Source organism: Halomonas sp. ATBC28, assembly GCF_005937175.1.
Classification (GTDB): Bacteria; Pseudomonadota; Gammaproteobacteria; order Pseudomonadales; family Halomonadaceae; genus Vreelandella; species Vreelandella titanicae.
In genome coordinates, this window is the sequence record NZ_VCQL01000001.1 from 271,496 (window position 1) to 291,484 (window position 19,989).

At 57.6% G+C, this 19,989-nt stretch carries 15 protein-coding genes and 1 pseudogene; 8 read left to right on the plus strand and 8 right to left on the minus strand.

What is annotated here, in order from left to right; translation table 11 throughout:
• Positions 1 to 82 precede the first annotated feature (82 nt).
• The 6 genes from recQ to E0L35_RS01230 all read right to left on the minus strand — a co-directional run bounded on the left by recQ (position 83) and on the right by E0L35_RS01230 (position 7,735).
• Positions 83 to 1,912 (minus strand): DNA helicase RecQ, encoded by a 1,830-nt coding sequence (gene recQ, locus E0L35_RS01205; RefSeq protein ID WP_138799368.1) that lies wholly within the window; start codon positions 1,910 to 1,912, stop codon positions 83 to 85.
• A gap of 62 nt (positions 1,913 to 1,974) precedes the next feature.
• Positions 1,975 to 2,817 carry a carbohydrate ABC transporter permease gene (locus E0L35_RS01210; protein ID WP_138799369.1) on the minus strand — a complete coding sequence of 281 codons (843 nt, stop codon included), beginning with the start codon at positions 2,815 to 2,817 and terminating at the stop codon, positions 1,975 to 1,977.
• A complete protein-coding gene (locus tag E0L35_RS01215) occupies positions 2,814 to 3,698 on the minus strand; it encodes a sugar ABC transporter permease (RefSeq protein WP_138799370.1) in 885 nt (294 codons plus the stop codon). The genes E0L35_RS01210 and E0L35_RS01215 overlap by 4 nt, the downstream gene beginning before the upstream one ends.
• A 63-nt stretch (positions 3,699 to 3,761) precedes the next feature.
• Entirely contained in the window at positions 3,762 to 5,042 is a 1,281-nt protein-coding gene (locus E0L35_RS01220; RefSeq protein ID WP_138799371.1) for an ABC transporter substrate-binding protein, read from the minus strand.
• 29 nt (positions 5,043 to 5,071) lie between these two features.
• Positions 5,072 to 6,202, minus strand: coding sequence for an ABC transporter ATP-binding protein (locus tag E0L35_RS01225; RefSeq protein ID WP_138799372.1), 1,131 nt, complete (start codon positions 6,200 to 6,202; stop codon positions 5,072 to 5,074).
• 114 nt (positions 6,203 to 6,316) lie between these two features.
• Complete coding sequence (locus E0L35_RS01230; RefSeq protein ID WP_138799373.1) at positions 6,317 to 7,735, minus strand: sigma 54-interacting transcriptional regulator; 1,419 nt, start codon at positions 7,733 to 7,735, stop codon at positions 6,317 to 6,319.
• 222 nt (positions 7,736 to 7,957) lie between these two features.
• Here E0L35_RS01230 and speB point away from each other — a divergent pair, with 222 nt between their 5' ends.
• The 4 genes and pseudogenes from speB to E0L35_RS01250 all read left to right on the plus strand — a co-directional run bounded on the left by speB (position 7,958) and on the right by E0L35_RS01250 (position 13,519).
• Positions 7,958 to 8,908: an agmatinase gene (gene speB / locus E0L35_RS01235; protein ID WP_039859507.1), complete on the plus strand. Its 951-nt coding sequence runs from the start codon at positions 7,958 to 7,960 to the stop codon at positions 8,906 to 8,908.
• 103 nt (positions 8,909 to 9,011) lie between these two features.
• Complete coding sequence (locus tag E0L35_RS01240; RefSeq protein ID WP_022521894.1) at positions 9,012 to 10,394, plus strand: YjiH family protein; 1,383 nt, start codon at positions 9,012 to 9,014, stop codon at positions 10,392 to 10,394.
• A 45-nt stretch (positions 10,395 to 10,439) separates the two neighbouring features.
• A pseudogene (locus tag E0L35_RS01245) lies at positions 10,440 to 12,049 on the plus strand (5-guanidino-2-oxopentanoate decarboxylase).
• A 9-nt stretch (positions 12,050 to 12,058) separates the two neighbouring features.
• Positions 12,059 to 13,519, plus strand: a complete 1,461-nt coding sequence (locus E0L35_RS01250; RefSeq protein WP_022521896.1) for an aldehyde dehydrogenase family protein — start codon at positions 12,059 to 12,061, stop codon at positions 13,517 to 13,519.
• Between the two features lie 28 nt (positions 13,520 to 13,547).
• On the opposite strand, the gene E0L35_RS01255 is transcribed toward E0L35_RS01250, so the two are convergent.
• Both E0L35_RS01255 and E0L35_RS01260 read right to left on the minus strand, forming a co-directional pair.
• Positions 13,548 to 14,477: a hydroxymethylglutaryl-CoA lyase gene (locus E0L35_RS01255; protein ID WP_138799374.1), complete on the minus strand. Its 930-nt coding sequence runs from the start codon at positions 14,475 to 14,477 to the stop codon at positions 13,548 to 13,550.
• 10 nt (positions 14,478 to 14,487) lie between these two features.
• A complete protein-coding gene (locus tag E0L35_RS01260) occupies positions 14,488 to 15,693 on the minus strand; it encodes a CoA transferase (RefSeq protein WP_022521898.1) in 1,206 nt (401 codons plus the stop codon).
• Positions 15,694 to 15,841: 148 nt separating this feature from the next.
• On the opposite strand from E0L35_RS01260, the gene E0L35_RS01265 reads away from it, so the two are divergent.
• The 4 genes from E0L35_RS01265 to E0L35_RS01280 all read left to right on the plus strand — a co-directional run bounded on the left by E0L35_RS01265 (position 15,842) and on the right by E0L35_RS01280 (position 19,989).
• Complete coding sequence (locus tag E0L35_RS01265; RefSeq protein ID WP_022521899.1) at positions 15,842 to 16,741, plus strand: LysR family transcriptional regulator; 900 nt, start codon at positions 15,842 to 15,844, stop codon at positions 16,739 to 16,741.
• A 309-nt stretch (positions 16,742 to 17,050) separates the two neighbouring features.
• Positions 17,051 to 18,031, plus strand: a complete 981-nt coding sequence (locus tag E0L35_RS01270; protein WP_138799375.1) for a TRAP transporter substrate-binding protein — start codon at positions 17,051 to 17,053, stop codon at positions 18,029 to 18,031.
• Positions 18,032 to 18,154: 123 nt separating this feature from the next.
• On the plus strand, positions 18,155 to 18,697 hold the full coding sequence (locus tag E0L35_RS01275) for a TRAP transporter small permease (RefSeq protein ID WP_022521901.1): 543 nt from the start codon (positions 18,155 to 18,157) through the stop codon (positions 18,695 to 18,697).
• The gene (locus tag E0L35_RS01280) at positions 18,694 to 19,989 is read left to right on the plus strand and encodes a TRAP transporter large permease (protein WP_009287487.1); all 1,296 of its coding nucleotides are present in this window, start codon (positions 18,694 to 18,696) and stop codon (positions 19,987 to 19,989) included. Before E0L35_RS01275 ends, E0L35_RS01280 begins: the two co-directional genes overlap by 4 nt.

Here is a 19,989-nt window from a genome sequence, read left to right on the forward strand (position 1 = left end):
GTTCGTAAAAATGACTACACAAGCGGGCGCTGGAAAAGCAGGTCGGTGGACTCCATGGCGCGATTACGCGGGCTTAACTGTTTTACTCGGTTTCCTGATGCGCCAAAATGATGTCCAGAAAGCCCTCGCCGTAATCCGCCAGCTTGCGTGCGCCGATGCCGGAGATCGCGCCTAGTGCCGCTAGGTTTTGGGGTTTCTGCTCGACCAGTTCGGCCAGGGTGGCGTCGTGAAAAATCACATAGGCTGGTACGCCCTGGGCTTCGGCCAGTTCCCGGCGGTGCTGTCGCAGGGCTTCCCACAGCGGGCCGTGGCCCTGCGGGGCAGAGTCGCCTTTGCTTCTCCGTCGAGCGGTTTTGGCTTTGCTGGGTTTGTTGCTTGGCTTGCGCAGAGTGAGGCTCTGCTCGCCGCGCAGCACCGGCTTGGCATTGGCAGTGAGCTTGATGCCGCCGTGGCCCTCCATATCCACGCTTAAAAAGCCGCTGGCAATCAGCTGGCGAAAGAGCGCTTTCCATTCGCTGGCCGCGAGCTCTTTACCAATGCCGAAGGTGCTGAGGCGGTCGTGGCCAAAGCGGGTGATACGTTCGTTGCTTTTGCCTAGTAGCACATCCACTAGGTAAGTCACGCCGAAGCGCTGTTCGGTGCGGTAGACACAGGAGAGCGCCTTTTGCGCCGCCACGGTGGCCTCCCAGGTCTCGGGTGGGGTCAGGCAGTTGTCGCAGTTGCCGCAGGGTGCGTCCAGATGATCGCAAAAGTAGTGCAACAGCGCCTGGCGGCGGCAACTGATGATCTCACACAGCCCCAGCATGGCGTCGAGCTTCTGCTGTTCGATGCGCTTTTGATGGTCGGCGGCGCTGGAGTCCTGCTGCATCTGGCGCAGCGTGATCACGTCCTGAAGTCCATAGGCCATCCAGGCATCGGCGGGCAGGCCGTCGCGCCCGGCGCGGCCGGTCTCCTGGTAGTAGGCTTCGATACTCTTGGGCAGGTTGAGGTGGGCCACAAAGCGCACGTCCGGCTTGTCGATGCCCATACCGAAGGCGATGGTGGCCACGACGACCACGCCATCTTCACGCAGGAAGCGGGTCTGGTGGTGCTGGCGCTGCTCGGGGGGAAGCCCCGCGTGGTAGGGCAGTGCCGTCAGCCCCTGGCGCTCCAGCCAGGCGGCGGTCTCCTCCACCTTGCGCCGGGAGAGGCAGTAGACGATACCCGCCTCGCCGTCGTGGTGCTCGCGAATAAAGCGCAGCAGCTGTTCCTTGGCGTTGCCCTGATTCTCGGCGATATGGTAGCGAATGTTGGGGCGGTCAAAGCCGCTGTTGTAAAGCGCCGCCTCCTGGAGCTGCAGATGCTCCATGATATCGCCCCGGGTGGGCACATCGGCAGTGGCAGTGAGGGCGATGCGGGGCACCTGGGGAAAGCGCTGATGAAGCTGGGAGAGCTGGCGATACTCGGGGCGAAAATCGTGGCCCCACTGGGAGACGCAGTGGGCCTCATCAATGGCGAACAGCGCAATTCGGGTCTGCTCCAGCAGCATTTGCATACGCGGCGTGGCCAGCCGCTCGGGCGCGATATATAAAAGGTCCAGCTCGCCTCCCCGCAAGCGGTTCTCCACCTCGACCGCCTCGTGATAATCGAGACTGGAGTTGAGATAAGCCGCCCTGACCCCGTTCTGCTGAAGTGCCGCCACTTGATCCTGCATCAGCGCAATCAGCGGCGAGACCACAATCGCGGTGCCTTCGCGCAGCAGTGCAGGGATTTGATAGCACAGCGACTTGCCTCCACCGGTGGGCATTAGCACCAGCGCATCGCCTCCGGCGATCACATGCTCAATGATAGCCTGCTGCGGACCGCGAAAGCTGTCGTAGCCAAATACTTCCTGCAGTACCTTGAGGGCTGCCGGGTGAGGGTCGCCGTGCATCAATGCTCTCCTTGTCTCGTGCTTGAGAGAGAATTGTCGCACGAAAACTCAAGGAATTTTGCCTAGCGAATCCCCGCACGCAGAAACGACTGAACGAACTGGCGCTGGAAAAGCAGGAAAGCCACTAACAGAGGGGCGATGCTAAGTAGCGTCGCGGCACTGACGGTGGCCCAGTTAACGCCGGTTTCGGGCGCGGAAAATACCCCTAAGCCTACCGTTAACGGGCGACTCTCTACCGAGTTGGTCACCACTAGCGGCCAGATAAAGTTGTTCCAGTGGTGGCTAATTGAGACCAGCCCGTAAGCAAGGTAGGTGGGCTTGGCGAGCGGTACGTACACCTTCCACAAAATTTCCAGCCAGTTGCAGCCTTCGATGCGTGCGGCGTCTTCCAACTCTCGGGGGATAGTTTTAAAGGTTTGGCGGAGCAGAAAAATACCCAAGGCGCTGGCCACGTAAGGTAAGCCAATCCCGGTGATGGTGTTGATCAGCCCCAGCTCACTGGCGATGCGGTAGTTCTCGACAATCAGCACTTCGGGGAACACAAAGAGCTGAATCAGCACCAGCATAAACAGAACGTTTTTGCCTGGAATCGGGAAGCGTGCAAAGGCAAACGCTGCCAGGGTACAGACCACAAACTGACCGATCACCACCCCTGTTACCAGCGCAAAGGTGTTCAAGTAGTAGCGGGCAAAGGGTGCTTGAGACCAGGCGTTAGTGAAGTTCTCCAGCGTCAGCGGGGCGAAGAACTCAAAGTTCACCATAAACTCGCTGGGGTGAAAGGCGGCCCAAAAGGCATACAGCAGCGGAAAAATCCAAATAATCGCCAGTAGCCACGCGGCCACTGTTTCCAGTGCTGGAATTGAGACGAAACGGGAGCGGGGCGCATAGGTAGTAGTCGACTTCATTGATAGTGCGTCCTGCGATCTAAAATCGTGAACTTAAGCGTGGCCACTACCGCGAGCACCAGCAGAATAACCACCGTAATGGTGGCTGCCGTGGTGCGGTCAAAGAACGAGAACGCATTCTCGTAGACGTAATAAAGCAGCAGGTTGGTGGCGTTGTTGGGCCCGCCCTTGGTCAAGATAAATAAGTGATCCACGACCCGCACCGAGTTAATCAGCGCATTGATCAGCACAAACAGCGTGGTGGGCATGAGTAGCGGAAAGGTGACACGCCAAAAGAAGCTCCAGCGGCTAGTGCCTTCTAAGTCAGCCGCCTCTTTCAACTCGGGTGGCATGCTCTGTAGCGCCGCCAGGTAGAAAATCATAAAAAAGCCGGCTTCTTTCCACACCGACATCACGATCACCGAGCTTAACGCAACGCTTGGATCGCCCAGCCAGTTCACCCCGGAAAAGCCCAACATGCCGAGCAGTTTATTGAATAGGCCAATCTGCGGCGCGTAGAAAAACATCCAGATATTGGCCGCGGCGATCATGGGTAGAATCGTCGGCGTAAAGTAAGCCATGCGCACAAAGCCTCGCCCGCGAAGCTTGCCATTGACGAACAGCGCCATACCCAAGGCCAGCGCGATAGACGTAGGAATCGTACCGACGGCGTAGATTAAGTTGTTACGGGCTACTTTCCAAAACGTCGGGTCATCGAACAACACCTGATAATTTTCAAGGCCTACGAATTCAGTGGGAGCACCGCGAAAGCCGGGTAAAAAAAGGCTGTTAATGACCGTTGTCACGGTTGGTAAATAAGCAAACGTCGTCAGCAGTACCGCAGCGGGCAGCAGCAGAAGCGCGCCATAGAGCTGCATTTTGCGGTGGTTAGTGAATGACATAGAGACGTACCGCACGTTGGAAAAGCCGGGGCATGCCCCGGCGAACAGTCAAATGGCTAACGATTAGCGGGCGTAGCGGCGCAACACGCTGTCGGCTTCCTGCTGCGCCTGGCTAAGCGCTTCTTGCGGCGTCATTTGACCGGTGAGTGCCGCCTGCACGGCGTTATCCAAGGCGCGGCGAATACGGCCACCCTGGTAGGTGGAAAGCTCCGCCGTGCCATGTTCAAGCTGGTCGCGGGCAACCGCGGCGGGTGGGAACTCTTTCACATAGCTTTGCAGCGCGTCGGTTTCGTAGGCGGCGGGGCTAACGCCCATATAGCCGGTTTCAATCGACCAGGCAGCGGCTCTCTCGGGAGCGGTCATCCAGCGAATAAAGGTCATCGCCGCGCGCTGCTCTTCTTCAGTGGCATCTTCAAAAATGTAGAAGTTGCCGCCGCCGGTAGGGCTGCCGCGCTGGGTTTTCATCGGCAGCATGGCGACGCCAAAATCAAAATTGGCTTCGCTGCGTACGGCGGTCAGGTTGCCCGTGGTGTGCCACATCATTGCCGTGGACTCTTCCAGGAAGTTCTGGCGCAGGGTGCCCCACTCAATGGTGCCGTCAGGCATGGCATTGTGCTCGGTGGCCAGTGATACCCAGTACTCCAGCGCTTCAACCGCTGCGGGATCGTCAAAGTAGACCTCGGTGCCATCTTCGCTCATTAACCGATGGCCGTTCTGAAAGGCGAAGGCTTGGAACATCCAGTAGGGGTAGCCAGTCGACGGCACCATCACGCCCCACTGCTCGCCGTTGGAGGCTTCGCGCACAGTCGCCGCCATCTCGGCCATCTCTTCCCAGTTTTCCGGGGGTGTTTCGGGGTCTAGGCCAGCGGCTTCAAAGGCGTCTTTGTTCCAGAACAGTACGATTGTGGAGCGCTGGAAGGGGATGCCGTAGGTTTTACCGTCCAGTTGGCCATTTTCCATCAGCCCTGGGTAGAAGCCATCGAGCCATTCGCGCTCTTCATCGGTTTCGATCAGGTCGTCAAAAGCGACGATGGCATTCTGCTCAATCAGCTCGTATAGATCGATGGAGAACATGACCGACAGCTGCGGTGTATCACCCGCTTCCATCGCCGACATGGCGCGCACGCGGGTGTCGTCGTAGTTACCGGCGTAGATCGCTTCCACATTGATATCGGGGTATTCGCTCTCAAACTCTTCCACCAGATTATCAACAACGTCGGTGAGTGCACCGCCCACCGCGACCGGGTAGTACATGGTCAGATCGACGCTATCCGCGTTTACCTGGGCGGCGCTTAACAAGCCCGCTGCCAGGGCGGTCATTGCAAAAGGGGTACGCAAACACATAAGAGACTCCGCAAGTGTCAATACTGCTGTCAGTGTTGGAAAGAGCCCACCGCCGGTGGACGAGGAACGCTTCGAGATGAGTTGGGAAATGGGGGCGGCGTCAGGTCATCCCGCCGCAGGCCTTCGGCATCGAAAAGGTGTGTATTCTGTGGAGTCCAATAGAGGCTGCATGGCTGGCCTGTCAGTGCCTGCTTGCCGCTAAGCCGCACGCGTAGGGTGTGCGATCCCACCGCGACATAAGCAATGGTGTCCGCTCCAAGATACTCTTCACTTAATACGTTAGCGGGTACGCCGGAAGCGGGTGCGATTCGCAGTTCGATATCTTCCGGGCGGATGCCCAAGTGTCCACCAGCGGCATCCAAGGGGGCTACGGGGGTACTTGGTTCGCCTTCGATAACGGCGCCATTCTCACCGGCCACTAGGGGCAGCAGGTTCATGGCGGGGCTGCCAATAAAACTGGCGGCAAAAGCGCTAGCGGGGCGGTTATAAAGCTCGTCCGGGGTGCCGTCCTGAACTATTTTGCCGTGCTGCATCAGAATCACACGATCGCCCATGCTCATGGCTTCCACCTGGTCGTGGGTGACGTAGATAACCGTCATATTCAGGCGGCTTTGTAATGCTTTGATTTCCCGGCGCATGTCGCTGCGCAGCCGGGCGTCCAGGTTGGATAGCGGTTCATCCATCAGGCAGATCGGGTGTTCGGAAATAACCGAGCGCGCCAAAGCAACCCGCTGGCGTTGACCGCCGGAAAGCTGGGCAGGTTTGCGGTTCAGATAATCGGTTAAATCAACCAGTTCGGCCACCTTGGCTAGCCGCTCGCGCTGCTCGGCTTTGGGTACCTTGCGGCTGCGCAGGCCAAACACGATATTGTCAGCCACACTCAAATGCGGAAACAGCGCGTAGGACTGAAACACCATGCTCAGCCCACGGTCGCCGGGCGGCAGGTGTGTGACGTCGCGCTCGCCGATATGTATACGTCCGTTGCTGGCCTCTTCCAGGCCCGCGATCATGCGTAGCGTGGTGGATTTACCGCAGCCTGAAGGGCCGAGCAGAATGACAAATTGCCCAGGCGTGACATCGAAGGAGATTTCATCGACGGCAGTGGTCGCGCCCCAACGTTTAGTGACGCGCTCCAGGCGAATACGCGATTGGTTTGACATAGCACACACATCACCGGCTGTTGGTTGTTATTGGTTCAGCTTGTGTTGAAGGTGTTGCCGTTTCATGACACTTACATGGATGGTTGATGACACCCGCTGTGTCAAGATAAAAATTCACTTGGTCACTTTAATGCCATAGCGCTGAAGCCTGCGCACCACACTGGATTGGCTGATGCCCAGCCGCTCGGCAATGGCATAGGTGCTGGGGAGTGTGTTGCACAGCTCTTCAAGCGTTTCACGCTCCAGCCGCGCTAGGTACTGCTTGAGGGTTTCCTGGGGCTCGAGTGCTACTGCCGACCTTGCTGGCGAGGCGCTCGGCAAGTTGGCCGGGAACTGTTCGGCGTGAGGGAGTGCGGCAGGCTCTTCGATTTGATCGGTGGGGCTGGAAAGCCAAGCTCTCTCTAGCCAGTTCTCCAGCTCGCGGACGTTACCCGGCCATTCGCTGCCCATCAGTGTCGACCAAACGCGGGTATCAAGAATTTTTTGCCGCCCGTAGCGCTGGTTGAGCCGGTTTAAACACGCTTCAACCAGGTCGGGGATATCCTCCCGGCGGTCACGAAGTGGCGGCAGGGTGACCGGGATCACATTGAGGCGGTAGTAAAGATCCAGACGAAAAAGTCCTGCTTCTACTTGCTTGCCCAAATCCTGGTTGGTCGCCACGACCAAGCGAAAATTGACTTTGCGTGATCGGGTGTCACCCAGTCGGGTCAAGCTACCGTCCTGAATCACCTTGAGCAGTTTGGTTTGCATTAGCAGCGGCAGCTCGCCTATTTCATCCAAAAACAGCGTACCGCCCTCGGCCTGCTCTAACAGCCCGGCTTTGCCCTGGCGGGCGGCACCGCTGAAAGCGCCGGGCTGGTAGCCAAACATCTCGGACTCAAACAGATTCTCTGGAATCGCCGCGCAGTTAACGTCGATAAAGGGGCCGTCACAGCGCTGGCTCCAGCGGTGTAGCTGCTTGGCAAAGGCGGTTTTACCCACACCTGATTCACCCAGCATCAGCACATTGGCATCCGAAGGGGCGACCCGCTTAAGCAGCAGCGCAATTTCACGCATCACGCTGCTACGCACCTGCAAATTGTCCAGGGCGTCATCCAACGCCTGCTCTTCCGCGTCTGGCGCTGCCTGACTGCGCTTTAAGTGTTCGCTAAAGCGTTTTTGCAGCAGCGCATATTCGTCCTGCAGTAACTGCAAGTCGGTTAAATCCCGCGAGCGGCTGATAATGCGCTCCAGCTTGCCGTCGACGAATACAGGATAGGCTTCGGCAATCACCCGGCGGCCTGTTCCGGTGACCTGCATAAGCTGTGCAGGCCGGCGGGTGCGCATCACTTCCATGGTGATGGAGGGTTTGAGCACCCCGGCCGCTTGCAGTTGCTGCACACTGCTGGAGAGCAGCTCTTCTCTGGATACCCCGTAAACCGCTTCTGCTCCTGGGCTAATATCCACTATTTGCCCATCGCCACTGACGATAAAGAAGTGGTCGTTTGCGGTCTCCACAATGGTTCGCAGCACACGCCTGTCTATTTCACTCATCGCAGCCAACTCCTCTGAGTGATTCATTTATGAATCTTTGATACAAAAATGAATTAAAAAAGCCTCTAGTTGATTCATTTTTGCATCGTTTGGTCGCTAATCCCACCACTTTATAGGCATCTACGACTTGGCATGGTCTGTGCAATGACTTTAGAAGAGTAGTGAAAAGAGCTAGGCCAATACCTACACCGTGCTCACCGCCAAAAATATAAGGAGATGTGTATGTCGGAGTTTAATCAGCCCTTGGGCGGAAACACCATGCCGCGCTTTGCAGGCCCTGCCACCATGATGCGCCTGCCCACCCAAGAGACAGCCGAGGGTTTGGATGCGGCATTTATTGGCATTCCCATGGATATCGGCACTTCAAACCGCCCCGGCACGCGGCTTGGACCACGCCAGATTCGCGATGAGTCGCGTATGCTGCGCCCTTACAATATGGCGACCCGCGCCGCGCCCTTTGAAAGCTTGCAAGTGGCCGATATCGGTGATGTGCCTATCAACACCTTTCATCTGCCGAAAAGCGTCGACATCATCACCGCCTTTTACGATGGCGTACTGAAACATGACTGCATTCCGCTGACCCTGGGCGGTGAGCACACCCTAACGCTGCCTATCCTTCGCGCCATGGCCAAAAAACACGGCCCGGTGGGGTTGATTCATATCGATGCTCATGCCGATGTCAATGAGCACATGTTCGGCGAGCCAATTGCCCACGGCACGCCGTTTCGTCGTGCCCAGGAGGAGGGGTTGCTGGCCCATGGCAAGGTAGTGCAAATCGGCCTGCGCGGTACCGGCTATGCCGCTGAAGATTTTGACTGGTGTCGCGACCAGGGCTTTCGTGTCGTGCCCGCCGAAGAGTGCTGGTATCGCTCGCTAGCGCCCTTGATGGCCGAGGTGCGTGAGCAGATGGGCGATATTCCGGTGTACATCAGTTTCGACATCGACGGCCTGGATCCTTCTGTTGCCCCCGGCACCGGCACGGTGGAAATGGGCGGGCTGACCTCTAGCCAAGGATTGGAGCTGGTTCGCGGTGCCGCTGGGCTGAATATTGTCGGCGGCGACCTGGTGGAAGTGTCACCACCTTATGACCCCAGCGGCAACACCGCGCTGATGGGCGCCACGCTGCTGTATGAAATGCTTTGCGTACTGCCGGGCGTTAAACACAGCGAGTGACGCCGACCAAATAGCTAACAAAGAAATAGCGACTAAATAAAAAAGTACTGACCTAGCTACGCCGCCAGCCACCTCCAAGAATCACTTCCAATGGGTGACCCCTATGTCGTATAGCAACGTTAAATCGGAACAGCCGACCTCGTCGGCACCGATACCCCGCGCGCACTTACTGAAATTTATCATTCCATCGCTAATTGGGGTGCTGCTGTTTCTCGTCCCTTTTCAAGTGGGCGATACCATTAACATCGGCATGGGCCTAATGGCCGATAGCCTGCAAACCCTGCTAGGCTCGGCGCTGCCAGCTATTGCGGTAGTGGTACTCTGCCTGTCGGTGGTAGCGACGATTTACGCCAAGCTAGCTAACCCTGCCTGGGCCAAAAAAGGCATGCTGCACGAAATGTTTCATGTCGGGCCAGTGTGGTTAGTGATGCGCGTTTTAGGCGCGCTGTTTGCTGTGATGACCTATTTTCAGTTTGGGCCAGAGTTCGTCACTGCGTCCTTTACCGGTGGGGTGATGCTCAATGATCTGGCGCCGGTACTATTAACGTTCTTCTTCTTTGCTGCGCTGCTGCTGCCGTTTCTAGTCGAGTTTGGCTTTATGGAGTTCATCGGCAGTATGGTACGTAAGCCGTTTCGGGTGATTTTTAATTTGCCGGGACGCAGCGCTATTGATGCCACCGCCTCATGGATGGGATCGGGCACCGTCGGTGTGCTGATCACCACTCAGCAGTACGAGCAGGGCTTCTATAACCGCCGCGAAGCCTCGGTCATTGCCACCAACTTCTCCGTGGTGTCGATTGCGTTTGCGCTGCTCGTCACCAGCTTTGTCGATATCAACCACCTGTTTGTGCAGTTCTACTTTACGGTGGTGGTTTCCGGGTTGATCGCTGCAGTGATTGTGCCGCGCCTGCCGCCGCTGTCGCGCAAATCCAATGACTATTACGAGCCCGTGGGCTGCCAGTTGAGCGAAGAGCGCACTGAAAAAGTGGGTCTGTTCCGTTACAGCTTGATTCAGGCCACCAATCGCGCCGCTGGAGCTCCCGGGCCCCGTGAGCTGGCACGTTTGGCGCTCCTCAACGTGATGGATATTTTCCTTGGTCTACTTCCCTTGGTGTTTGCCATTGGCACGGTGGCGCTGATTCTGGCGGAATTTACTCCGCTGTTTACCTGGCTCTCTTACCCCATGGTACCGGTGCTTGAGCTGCTGCGGATTCCTGAAGCAGAAGCGGCAGCGCCCGCCACCCTGGTGGGCTTTGCCGATATGTTCCTGCCCGCGGTGCTGGCGACCAATATCGAAAGCGAGCTTACCCGCTTTGTGATTGCCTGCCTGTCGCTCACCCAACTGATCTACATGTCGGAAATCGGCGCGCTGCTGCTCAAGTCAAAAATTCCCATCAAGCTCTGGGAACTGGTTGCCATCTTCCTGCTGCGTACCGCCATTACGCTGCCAATCATTGCCTTTATGGCCCATACGTTTTTCTTTTAAGGGGCCGAAACGATGACCAATAAAGCGCAGAGCCAGCAAGCCCCCATGACCTGTGCCGAACTGCTGATCCGCCTGCTGCGCGATACTTACGGCGTGCGGGCCCTGTTCGGCATCCCAGGCGTGCACACGGTGGAGCTTTATCGCGGGCTGGAAGGCAGCGATGTGCAGCATATAACCCCACGCCATGAACAGGGCGCTGGGTTTATGGCCGACGGCTATGCCCGGGCCAGCGGTCAGCCGGGGGTGTGCCTAATTATCACCGGGCCGGGGATGACCAATATGGCCACCGCCATGGGCCAGGCCCTGGCGGATTCGATCCCCATGCTGGTGATTTCAAGCGTTAACCGTCGCGATACGCTGGGCATGGGCCAAGGGCGATTGCACGAGCTGCCCAGCCAGCAACAGATGATCAGCGGCGTGGCGCGATTCAGCCACACGCTGTTGGACGCCAATACACTACCCGAGGTGCTGGCCCAGGCCTTTGCCGTGTTCAACGGCGCGCGACCGGGACCGGTGCACATCGAAATCCCCATCGACCTGTTCAATGCACCGGTGAAAGCGCCGGTGAGTTGGCAGGCGCCTAGGCTCTATCGGGCGCGCCTGATCCAGAAGGGCTTACCGAAGCCGCCCGTTTGTTACATGCGGCGAAACAGCCCCTGGTGCTATTAGGCGGTGGCTGCGTTTCAGCCCCAGAAGCAGCGCGAGCATTAGTAGAAAATCTTGATGCCCCCACGGTAACGACCATTAACGCCAAAGGGTTGCTAGGACGTGACCATCCGCTGGATTTGGGCGCTAATGCCGCGTTGCCCGCAGTTCGTGAACTAGCCGCCAATGCCGATGTGATTCTGGCGGTGGGCACCGAGCTTGGCGAGACCGACTACGATGTTGTGTTTGATGGCGGCTTTCATCTCAACGGCACGCTGATTCGTATTGACCTCGACCCTGAGCAGCTGGTGCGCAATCAGCGCGTAACGCTGGGGCTAGTCGGCGATGCCGGGCGTAGCCTTGAACTTCTTCTTGGCTACTTCCCTGAGCCGCTATACCGCCACGGCAAGGCGCGAACCGCGGCCGTATTGAGCGCGCTGAGCCTTCACAACGACCCGGCCTTTAGCGACTTTGTGCCGCTGTATGCAACGCTTGTCGAGCATCTACCCGAGGCCATTCTGGTAGGCGATTCCACCGCGCCGGTGTATGCCGGTAACCACCTGGTCAGCCAGCCAGCGCCCAGGCGCTACTTCAATGCCTCAACGGGCTACGGCACATTGGGCTATGGGCTGCCGGCGGCGCTGGGCGCACAGCTTGCGCGAGCGGATCTGCCGGTGGTGGCACTGGTGGGTGATGGCGGGGTGATGTTTACGCTCTCGGAAATGGCAACCGCCGTAGAAGAGCGCCTGCCCGTGGTGATTGTGCTCTGGCACAACGCCGGTTACGAAGAGATTCGTCGCTATATGGATGCCAATGGTGTTGCGCGCCTGGGCGTGGATATTCAGGCGCCCAACTTCCTCACCCTGGCCGAAGGCTTTGGCTGCCCCGGCGTGCTGGTAGAAAGCCCCGCCGAGTTTGCTAAGGCGCTCGCCAACCGGGAAACCAACGGGCCTCTATTGATCGAAATTGACGCTGCTGCCTGGCAGCGTGCGTGCGCATTTTCTGACTAGGATATTTCCATGCAGTCACTCAGCCAGCAACTTATCAATCAACAATTCATCGACAACCAGTGGGTGCCCTCGGCGGGCACCCGACTGCTCGACGTGATGAATCCTTACCGCGAAGAGCGGATTGCCCAGGTTACGGCAGGTGACGCCGCGGATGTCGACGCCGCCGTCAAAGCTGCAAAGCTGGCGCAGCCCGCCTGGCAGGCGCTGGGCGGAACCGCACGGGCTAAATACCTTGAGGGGTTTGCCGATGCACTGGCAACGCGCCGAGACTCGATTATCACGCTTTCAGCGACCAACAACGGCAAGCCGCTTGCAGAAGCGGAGATCGATCTAGACGATGCCATTGCCTGCTATCGCTACTACGCCGGGCAGGCCAAGGCACTGGATGCCCGCCAGGGCGAGTTGGTTAGTGTGGAAATGGAGGGCGTTGAGGCGCGCACTTATCACGACCCCGTGGGCGTCGTGGGGCTGATCGCGCCGTGGAATTTCCCGCTGGTGACCAGCGCCTGGAAGCTGGCGCCCGCCTTGGCGGCCGGTTGTGCCGCGGTGCTTAAACCGTCCGAAATTACGCCGCTCCCCGAACGGGTGCTGGCAGAAATAGCCCTAGAGATTGGCCTACCTGCTGGGGTGCTCAACCTTCTAAACGGCGACGGTGAGGGCATCGGTGTACCGCTGACCAACCATCCGGATGTGGATAAAATTTCCTTTACCGGCAGCAACCGCGTCGGTGAAGCGGTGATGCAAGCGGCAAGCGCCCGTACCGCCAGCGTTTCTCTGGAACTAGGCGGAAAGTCACCGATTCTGGTGATGGAAGACGCCGACCCCGCCCAGGCCGCCGACTGGGTAATGGCCGGTATCTACTTCAATGCTGGCCAGATCTGCTCGGCAACCTCGCGTTTATTGGTGCACGAAAACGTGGCCGAAGCACTCTACACAGCCCTTGCCGAGCGTATGGATGCGCTGACGCTGGGCGACCCGCTTGCCGAAGGTACGGATTTAGGACCGTTGACCAGCGCCAAGCAGCGCGACGCCGTGCAGCGCTATCTGGATCTGGCCGAACAGGAAGGGCTAACGGTCGTGTGCGATGCGCAACACCGCACGTTGCCCGCTCAAGGCTACTTCCTGGCCCCCACGCTTTATCGCGATGTACCGGTGGAAAGCCGCTTGTGGAAGGAAGAGATTTTTGGCCCGGTGCTCTGCGGACACAGCGTGGCAAGCGAAGCCGAGGCGGTTCAGCTTGCCAACGACAGCGTCTTTGGTCTGGCAGCCACGGTGATTAGCGGCGACCCCGAGCGGGCAAAACGCATTGGGCGGCAACTGAAAGCGGGCAGCATTTGGTACAACAGCGAGCAGCTGGTGCTCCCCGAAACCGGCTGGGGCGGCTTCAAGCGCAGCGGCATTGGGCGTGAACTAGGCCCTTGGGGGCTAAGTGCTTATCTGGAAGTGAAGCATGTGATTGGGCCTGCCTAACGCTTAGGCGTGAGCTTTAGGCATGAACTTATGGCATCGCATAACGCCGAGTCGATTTCCCGGCTTTTACCACCTGCCCCGGCACATCATGGCCGATAAGGTCGGGAAGGGTGGCGGCGACTTCAAGCAGTGCATCCAGATCGACACCGGTATCGACGCCCATGGCTTCAAACATATGCACCAGGTCTTCGGTGCATACATTACCGCTAGCGCCGGGGGCGAAGGGACAGCCGCCCAGCCCACCTAGTGAGGCATCAAAGCGGCTAATACCTGCTTGCCACGCCGCCAGGGCGTTAGCCAGCCCCATGCCGCGAGTGTTGTGGAAGTGCAGAGTGAACGGCGTTTCCGGCCAGCGCTCAAGCACGGCTGCGCACAGGCGTTTGACCTGGGCAGGGTTGGCCATGCCGGTGGTATCGCAGAGCGTGACGCCCTGAATGCCAAGGTCGATAAGCTTCTCAACCAGTTCCAACACCCGTGCTTCGGGTACTTCGCCCTCAAACGGGCAGCCAAAGGCGGTGGAGAGCGAGGCGTTGATAAACTCACCGCTGACTTTGCTGACCTCCAAAATCGCCGCGAATTGTTCAAGGGATTGCTCTGGCGTCATGCGCAGATTGGCCAGCCCGTGGCTGTTGCTGGCGGACATCACCAGATTGATTTCATCCACCTGGCAGGCAAGGGCTCGCTCGGTGCCTTTTACATTAGGCACCAGTACGGTGATATCAACTCCCTCCCGACGCTGAATGCCGGTTACTACGTCGGCGGCATCGCGTAGGTTGGGAATTGCTTTGGGTGAAGTGAACGACGTTGCTTCAATACGTCGTAGCCCGGTGGCGGAGAGCGCGTCGATCCAGCGGATTTTGTCTTCTGTGGGCACAAAGCGTGCCTCTATCTGCAGGCCGTCCCGGGGAGCAACTTCGTTGATCTCTATCTTGGCGGGGCATGGTGATAACTGGCTCATAATAAACTTCCTAGATTATGCCCGCTTGGCGCAGTTTGGCTCGGGTTTCATGGTCAATGCCCAACTCATCCAATACGTCGTCGGTATGCTGGCCAAGCGTGGGGCCGCCGTCGCCGATTCGCCCAGGGGTAGCGCTTAGCTTGGGCAGTACGCCGGGTACTTTTAGCGGTTTACCGTTGGGGCGAGTAAAGGTTTGAATCATCTCCCGCGCCAAATAGTGGGGATCAAAGGCGATATCTTCCGCCGTGTAGGGGTAGCCTGCGGGCACACGGGCTTCATCCAGCGCCTGTAAAATGGCATCCCGTGGGCGCTCTTCTGTCCAGGACTGAATCGCGGTATCAATCACCTCGGCTTGCTGGCTGCGCCCATCGTTGTGGGCCAGTGCCGGGTCGTTGGCGAGATCATCACGACCAATCACGCCCATTAAGCGTTTGAAGATGCTGTCGCCGTTACCAGCAATCAGCACGTAATCGCCGCCCTGGCAGCGGTAGGCGTTTGAGGGGGTAATGCCGGGCAGGGCGCTGCCGCTGGGTTCGCGAACCTGGCCGCTGGCATCGAACTCCGGCAGTAGGCTCTCCATCATTGCAAATACCGACTCATATAGCGCGACGTCGATCTCTTGGCCCAGGCCGCTGCGGTTGCGCTCCTGGAGCGCCAGTAGCGTGCCAATCACCGCGTAGAGCGCGGAAAGCGAGTCGCCGATGCTCACCCCCACGCGTACCGAGGGTTCTCCCGGCTGGCCGGTGAGGTAACGCAGCCCGCCCATGGCTTCGCCAATCACCCCAAAGCCGGGCTTATCGCGGTAAGGCCCCGTTTGCCCGTAGCCGGAAATATGCACCATGATTAAGCGTGGGTTGAGTTGGGAGAGCGCTTCCCAGCCTAGCCCCCAGTTGTCTAAGGTGCCGGGGCGGAAGTTTTCCACCACTACATCGGCCTCGGCTGCGAGCTGGCGCACCAGGCCTTGCCCCTCTTCGCTGCGTAAATCTAACGCGACCGAGCGCTTGTTGCGGGTTTGGACGTGCCACCACAGCGAGGTGCCGTCTTCAATCATTCGCCATTTGCGAAGTGGGTCGCCGGTGCCGGGGGGCTCGATTTTAATCACGTCGGCACCGAATTCGCCCAGCAGTTTGGTGGCGAAAGGCCCTGCAATCAGTTGGCCAAGCTCAAGTACTTTTAAGCCCTGTAGCGGAAGCTGGCGCGCTTCGGAAGCATTCATTAAGGCTCTCTCTTATCATTGAGTGTTCACTATTAGCCAGCATGCGTGAGCTAATCAGGGGCGACAATTAGGCAATGGGTAACAAAGGGTTCGTGGCTGGCGAAGGTGTGGGCTACCATAGGGAGCTTGCTTTCAAGGAGTTCGTAGGATGCGCCGCTTTGATTTTGTCACCCTTAAACTGTTTATCTCCGTGGCGGATGAAGGTCGACTGACGGCGGCGGCGGAGCGTGAACACTTAGCTCTCGCCGCGGTGAGCAAACGCATAAGTGACCTGGAAACGTTGGTCGGCACCACGCTGCTCTATCGTCGCCCCAGAGGTGTAGAACTGACTCCCGCAGGTCAGGCGTTTTTGCATCATGCCCGACGTATTATGGATAACATTGAACGCCTGCAGGCCGAGCTCAGCGAGTATGGCGAAGGCGTCCGCGGCCATGTGCGTATCCACTCCAATACTTCGGCGATCATTGCCTTTCTTCCCCAGGATCTCAGCGCCTTCTCACGCCTCTACCCGGAAATCAAAATTGATCTTCAGGAGCGGGTCAGCAGCGAAATTATCGCTGCCGTTCGCGACGGACTGACCGATATCGGTATCTTTGCTGGACATGTCGCGGCGCCCGACCTTCAACAGCTCTCCTATCGACAAGATCGACTCGTGTTAATGACTCCTATCGATCATCCTTTGGCTGGGCGTGAAAGCATCGCCTTTAATGAAGCGCTAGCTTTCGATTTTATCGGCTTGCAGCAGGATGCCTCGCTGCAGTCGCTGTTGAACGAGCAGGCTAACCTAGCGGGTAAAGCGCTGCGAATGCGTATTCAGGTACGCAGCTTCGATGCCATTTGCCGCATGATCCACCATGGTATGGGTGTTGGCGTACTGCCTGAGCAAACCATCTATCGTGATCTGGGAGACTTACAGCTTAAAAGTATCCCGCTTAGCGATCCATGGGCTCAGCGCGAACTGGTGATTGGCATGCGTCGCTATGCCTCGTTGCATGTGACTGCCCGGCATTTGGTGGATCACCTTACCCAGAAAGAGGATGAGCAATAGCTCAAGAAATTCTCCTTATGGCTTCGTGGTTTGAGAAAGCAAAGCTCCAATAGCTACCCTTTCAATGGCCTAAAGCAAGCTAAACAGTGGTTGATTAAAGGAGCTCGGTATTCATCTTTGGTCGTACGGCCGTGATGGAATGGATTTAAAAGCCCGTTATAGCAGCGTTTCTAGCCATCGTGTTTTACGAAGTCAGCCTTCTTGAACGTCGATTTGAGCCCTTGGGATGCATGTTTCAAGATCACGTAAGCGTTACCTGAAAGTTACAAGAACCACACCCAATAACGACAACCGTAGAGAGTCTATCCCATGCGGAAACAACTGCTTGCCACGCTGGCTACCCTAGGCATGCTAACGACGGCGCCGTTCGTCTTGGCGAATCCTATCGAAATCCAAGTTAACAACACCATGAGTGAGGGCGGTTCGGAAAGCGCAGCGGTGGAGCGCTTTGCTGAGTACTTAGAAGAACAGGCACCGGGTCGTTTCGATGTTCGTCCCTTCCTGGCGGGTTCATTGGGCGGCGAAAATGCCGTTTTGGAACTACTGAACCTTGGTCAAACCCAGATCTCTATCACTGGCGGTAACTGGCGCCAGCAGTACGCGCCTGAATACGATGCCATTACTGTGCCCTTTGTGTTCTCAACCTGGGACGAAGTCGATGCCTATATGGAGAGCCCCTCTGGCCAGGCACTGATTGAAAAGGCGGAGAGTCAGGGCGGCCTTAAATACTTCGGCACCCAGCACCGCGGCCCGCGCCACATGACCGCCAATAAAGCTATCGAAACCCCGGAAGATCTTGATGGTTTCCGCATGCGCCTTCCTGCGCTGCCAGTATGGATGGAAGTGTGGGAAGAGATCGGCGCCCAGGTCGTCAATGTGCCCGCTCCCGAAATTTACCTTGCCATGCAGACCGGTCAGGTTGACGGCCATGAGAACTCGCTCTCATCGCCCTATACCCGCCGCCTGTGGGAAGTGCAGGATCACATCATTATGACCAGCCATGTGCAGTTCCCGTGGAACTGGGTGGCGAGTGCGCGCTGGTGGGAAGGTCTTGAAGCCGAGGATCAGGAACTGATCGAAGAGGCCATTCATGTGGCGCGTCAGCACGGTACCGAGCGTGAGCGCGAACTCGATGAGTACTACCTGGAAGCGCTGCAGGATGAAGGCATGACGGTTATTGAGCCTGATATTGCCGCTTTCCGCGAAGCCGCGTTACCGGCGATTGATCGTGTCATGGCCGAAATGGCCGACGGTGTTCGTGAAGATGCCCTGGGTAACCAGAGCGAGTAACACACCTTTGGCAAAAACAGCGGCGGCCCATTGGGCCGTCGCTGTTTTACAAGACAAGCCAGTTTTTCATGACAAATAAGTTTTCATAACCAAAAAAAAGACGTCAGGGTAAGGAGTTCTGCTGTGGAAGACGCTGTAGCGCCCAGCCAAGGGCCGGATCGAATCGCTTTCTATACGCTGCGCGGCGTCACCCGCCTGTGCGATGGGGTAGGCGTGGCGTTAATGGCGGCCATCCTGCTATTGATCGTGGCGGCGGTCATTGCCCGCGACTTGTTGGGGCTGGGCATGCCCTGGACCGAAGAAGTAGCGTCTATGTTGGCCATCTACGCGATTGGCTTTGGCTCGCTATCGGCGTGGGTGCGCAGTGAACACCTGGTAGTCGATCTGTTTAGTCACAAGCTTTCAGGCCTGGGTAAAAATATTCAGTACCGGTTTACTGCACTGATTTCCTGCGGTTTTTTTGCCCTTGCTGCCTGGGGGGCATGGATTATGTCGGACATGAGCGCCAACAATAAAACGGTCTCGTTAAGTATCAGCTTCAGCTATCTCTATTACGGCATCTTTTTCAGCTTTGTGGGCATGGCGCTGATTGCCCTTTGGCAAACTTTTCGCGGCCCGGTGGCGTGGTTGGAAACGTCCCATGAAGAGGAGGCTTCTCAACCATGACCGAACTACTGATTTTCGTCGGTGGCCTGTTAGTACTGATGGCCATTGGTTTGCCTGTGGTGGTCGCCATTGGCGTGACCTCCTTTATCGCCCTGGTGGCTACTGGTACCGGTGGGCTGCCCGTTGAGTTACTGCCGCTGCGCATGGTGCAAACGCTCAACAACTTTACTCTGCTGGCGATACCGCTGTTTATTCTGGCCGCCAATATTATGAATATCGGCTCCACTACCACGCGAATTTTTGACTTTGCCACTGCCTTGGTGGGCTTTACCAAGGGCGGCCTGGGTCACGCTAATGTGGTGGCCAGCTCCATTTTTGCCACTATGTCAGGCACTGCCGTTGCCGATGCCGCAGGGCTTGGCAGCATTGAAATCAAAGCCATGAAAGAGCGTGGCTATGCGCTGGATTACTCCACCGGTGTTACCGCTGCTTCCAGCGTTATTGGGCCGATTCTGCCGCCCAGTATTGCCTTGGTTGTGTACGGCTGGTTAGCCAATGTGAGCATTGGCGGGCTGTTTATGGCGGGGCTACTGCCGGGTATTTTGATGGCGCTGCTGCTGATGGGGATGACCGTGCTACTGGCTGCCAGTGGCAAGGTGGTGATGCCCAAGCCCACACCCTTTGATGCCTGCGAAGTCGCCCGCACCGGTAGGCGTGCCATCTTGCCATTAATGATGCCGGCGATTATCGTCGGTGGTATTTGGGGTGGTTTCTTCACACCCACCGAGGCGGGTGCTATTGCCTCGCTCTACGCGGTAATTCTAGGCGGGCTGATCTACCGTGACTTGAACTGGCGAGACCTCTATAACGCTTTCCGCCGTACCCTGATGTTCAGTGCAGTGATCCTGCTGATTATTGCGGTCTCCAGCTTTTATGGCTGGATCCTGGTGCGTATGGGGATCCCTCAGGCGTTGGCGGGGCAGGTGGCCAGCATCGATATGCCAACGATCCTGCTGTTGCTCTGCTTTGCGCTGTTCTTCCTGCTTATCGGCTGCTTTATGTCGGTGATTGAAAGCATCCTGATTTTCACCCCGATTGTGGTTCCCGCAGCGCTAAGCGCCGGATTAGATCCCGTTCATTTCGGTATTGTGATGGTGATCACGCTTTCAGTAGGGGTTATCACCCCGCCCTTTGGCACGGTGCTGTTCCTGATGGTGGGCATCACACGATTGCGTTACGGCCAGGTCGTTACGGCGATCATGCCGTTCTTACTGCCGATTATCGCCACCATTCTACTGCTCATCGCCGTGCCGGGGCTGGCTACTTGGCTGCCAGACGTTATGGGGTATTGA

What these genes read in the sequence shown, in the direction of transcription:
- recQ (WP_138799368.1), bottom strand. Translation starts at nt 1,912, where the DNA reads ATGCACGGCGACCCTCACCCGGCAGCCCTCAAGGTACTGCAGGAAGTA.
- E0L35_RS01210 (WP_138799369.1), bottom strand. Translation starts at nt 2,817, where the DNA reads ATGAAGTCGACTACTACCTATGCGCCCCGCTCCCGTTTCGTCTCAATT.
- E0L35_RS01215 (WP_138799370.1), bottom strand. Translation starts at nt 3,698, where the DNA reads ATGTCATTCACTAACCACCGCAAAATGCAGCTCTATGGCGCGCTTCTG.
- E0L35_RS01220 (WP_138799371.1), bottom strand. Translation starts at nt 5,042, where the DNA reads ATGTGTTTGCGTACCCCTTTTGCAATGACCGCCCTGGCAGCGGGCTTG.
- E0L35_RS01225 (WP_138799372.1), bottom strand. Translation starts at nt 6,202, where the DNA reads ATGTCAAACCAATCGCGTATTCGCCTGGAGCGCGTCACTAAACGTTGG.
- E0L35_RS01230 (WP_138799373.1), bottom strand. Translation starts at nt 7,735, where the DNA reads ATGAGTGAAATAGACAGGCGTGTGCTGCGAACCATTGTGGAGACCGCA.
- speB (WP_039859507.1), top strand. Translation starts at nt 7,958, where the DNA reads ATGTCGGAGTTTAATCAGCCCTTGGGCGGAAACACCATGCCGCGCTTT.
- E0L35_RS01240 (WP_022521894.1), top strand. Translation starts at nt 9,012, where the DNA reads ATGTCGTATAGCAACGTTAAATCGGAACAGCCGACCTCGTCGGCACCG.
- E0L35_RS01250 (WP_022521896.1), top strand. Translation starts at nt 12,059, where the DNA reads ATGCAGTCACTCAGCCAGCAACTTATCAATCAACAATTCATCGACAAC.
- E0L35_RS01255 (WP_138799374.1), bottom strand. Translation starts at nt 14,477, where the DNA reads ATGAGCCAGTTATCACCATGCCCCGCCAAGATAGAGATCAACGAAGTT.
- E0L35_RS01260 (WP_022521898.1), bottom strand. Translation starts at nt 15,693, where the DNA reads ATGAATGCTTCCGAAGCGCGCCAGCTTCCGCTACAGGGCTTAAAAGTA.
- E0L35_RS01265 (WP_022521899.1), top strand. Translation starts at nt 15,842, where the DNA reads ATGCGCCGCTTTGATTTTGTCACCCTTAAACTGTTTATCTCCGTGGCG.
- E0L35_RS01270 (WP_138799375.1), top strand. Translation starts at nt 17,051, where the DNA reads ATGCGGAAACAACTGCTTGCCACGCTGGCTACCCTAGGCATGCTAACG.
- E0L35_RS01280 (WP_009287487.1), top strand. Translation starts at nt 18,694, where the DNA reads ATGACCGAACTACTGATTTTCGTCGGTGGCCTGTTAGTACTGATGGCC.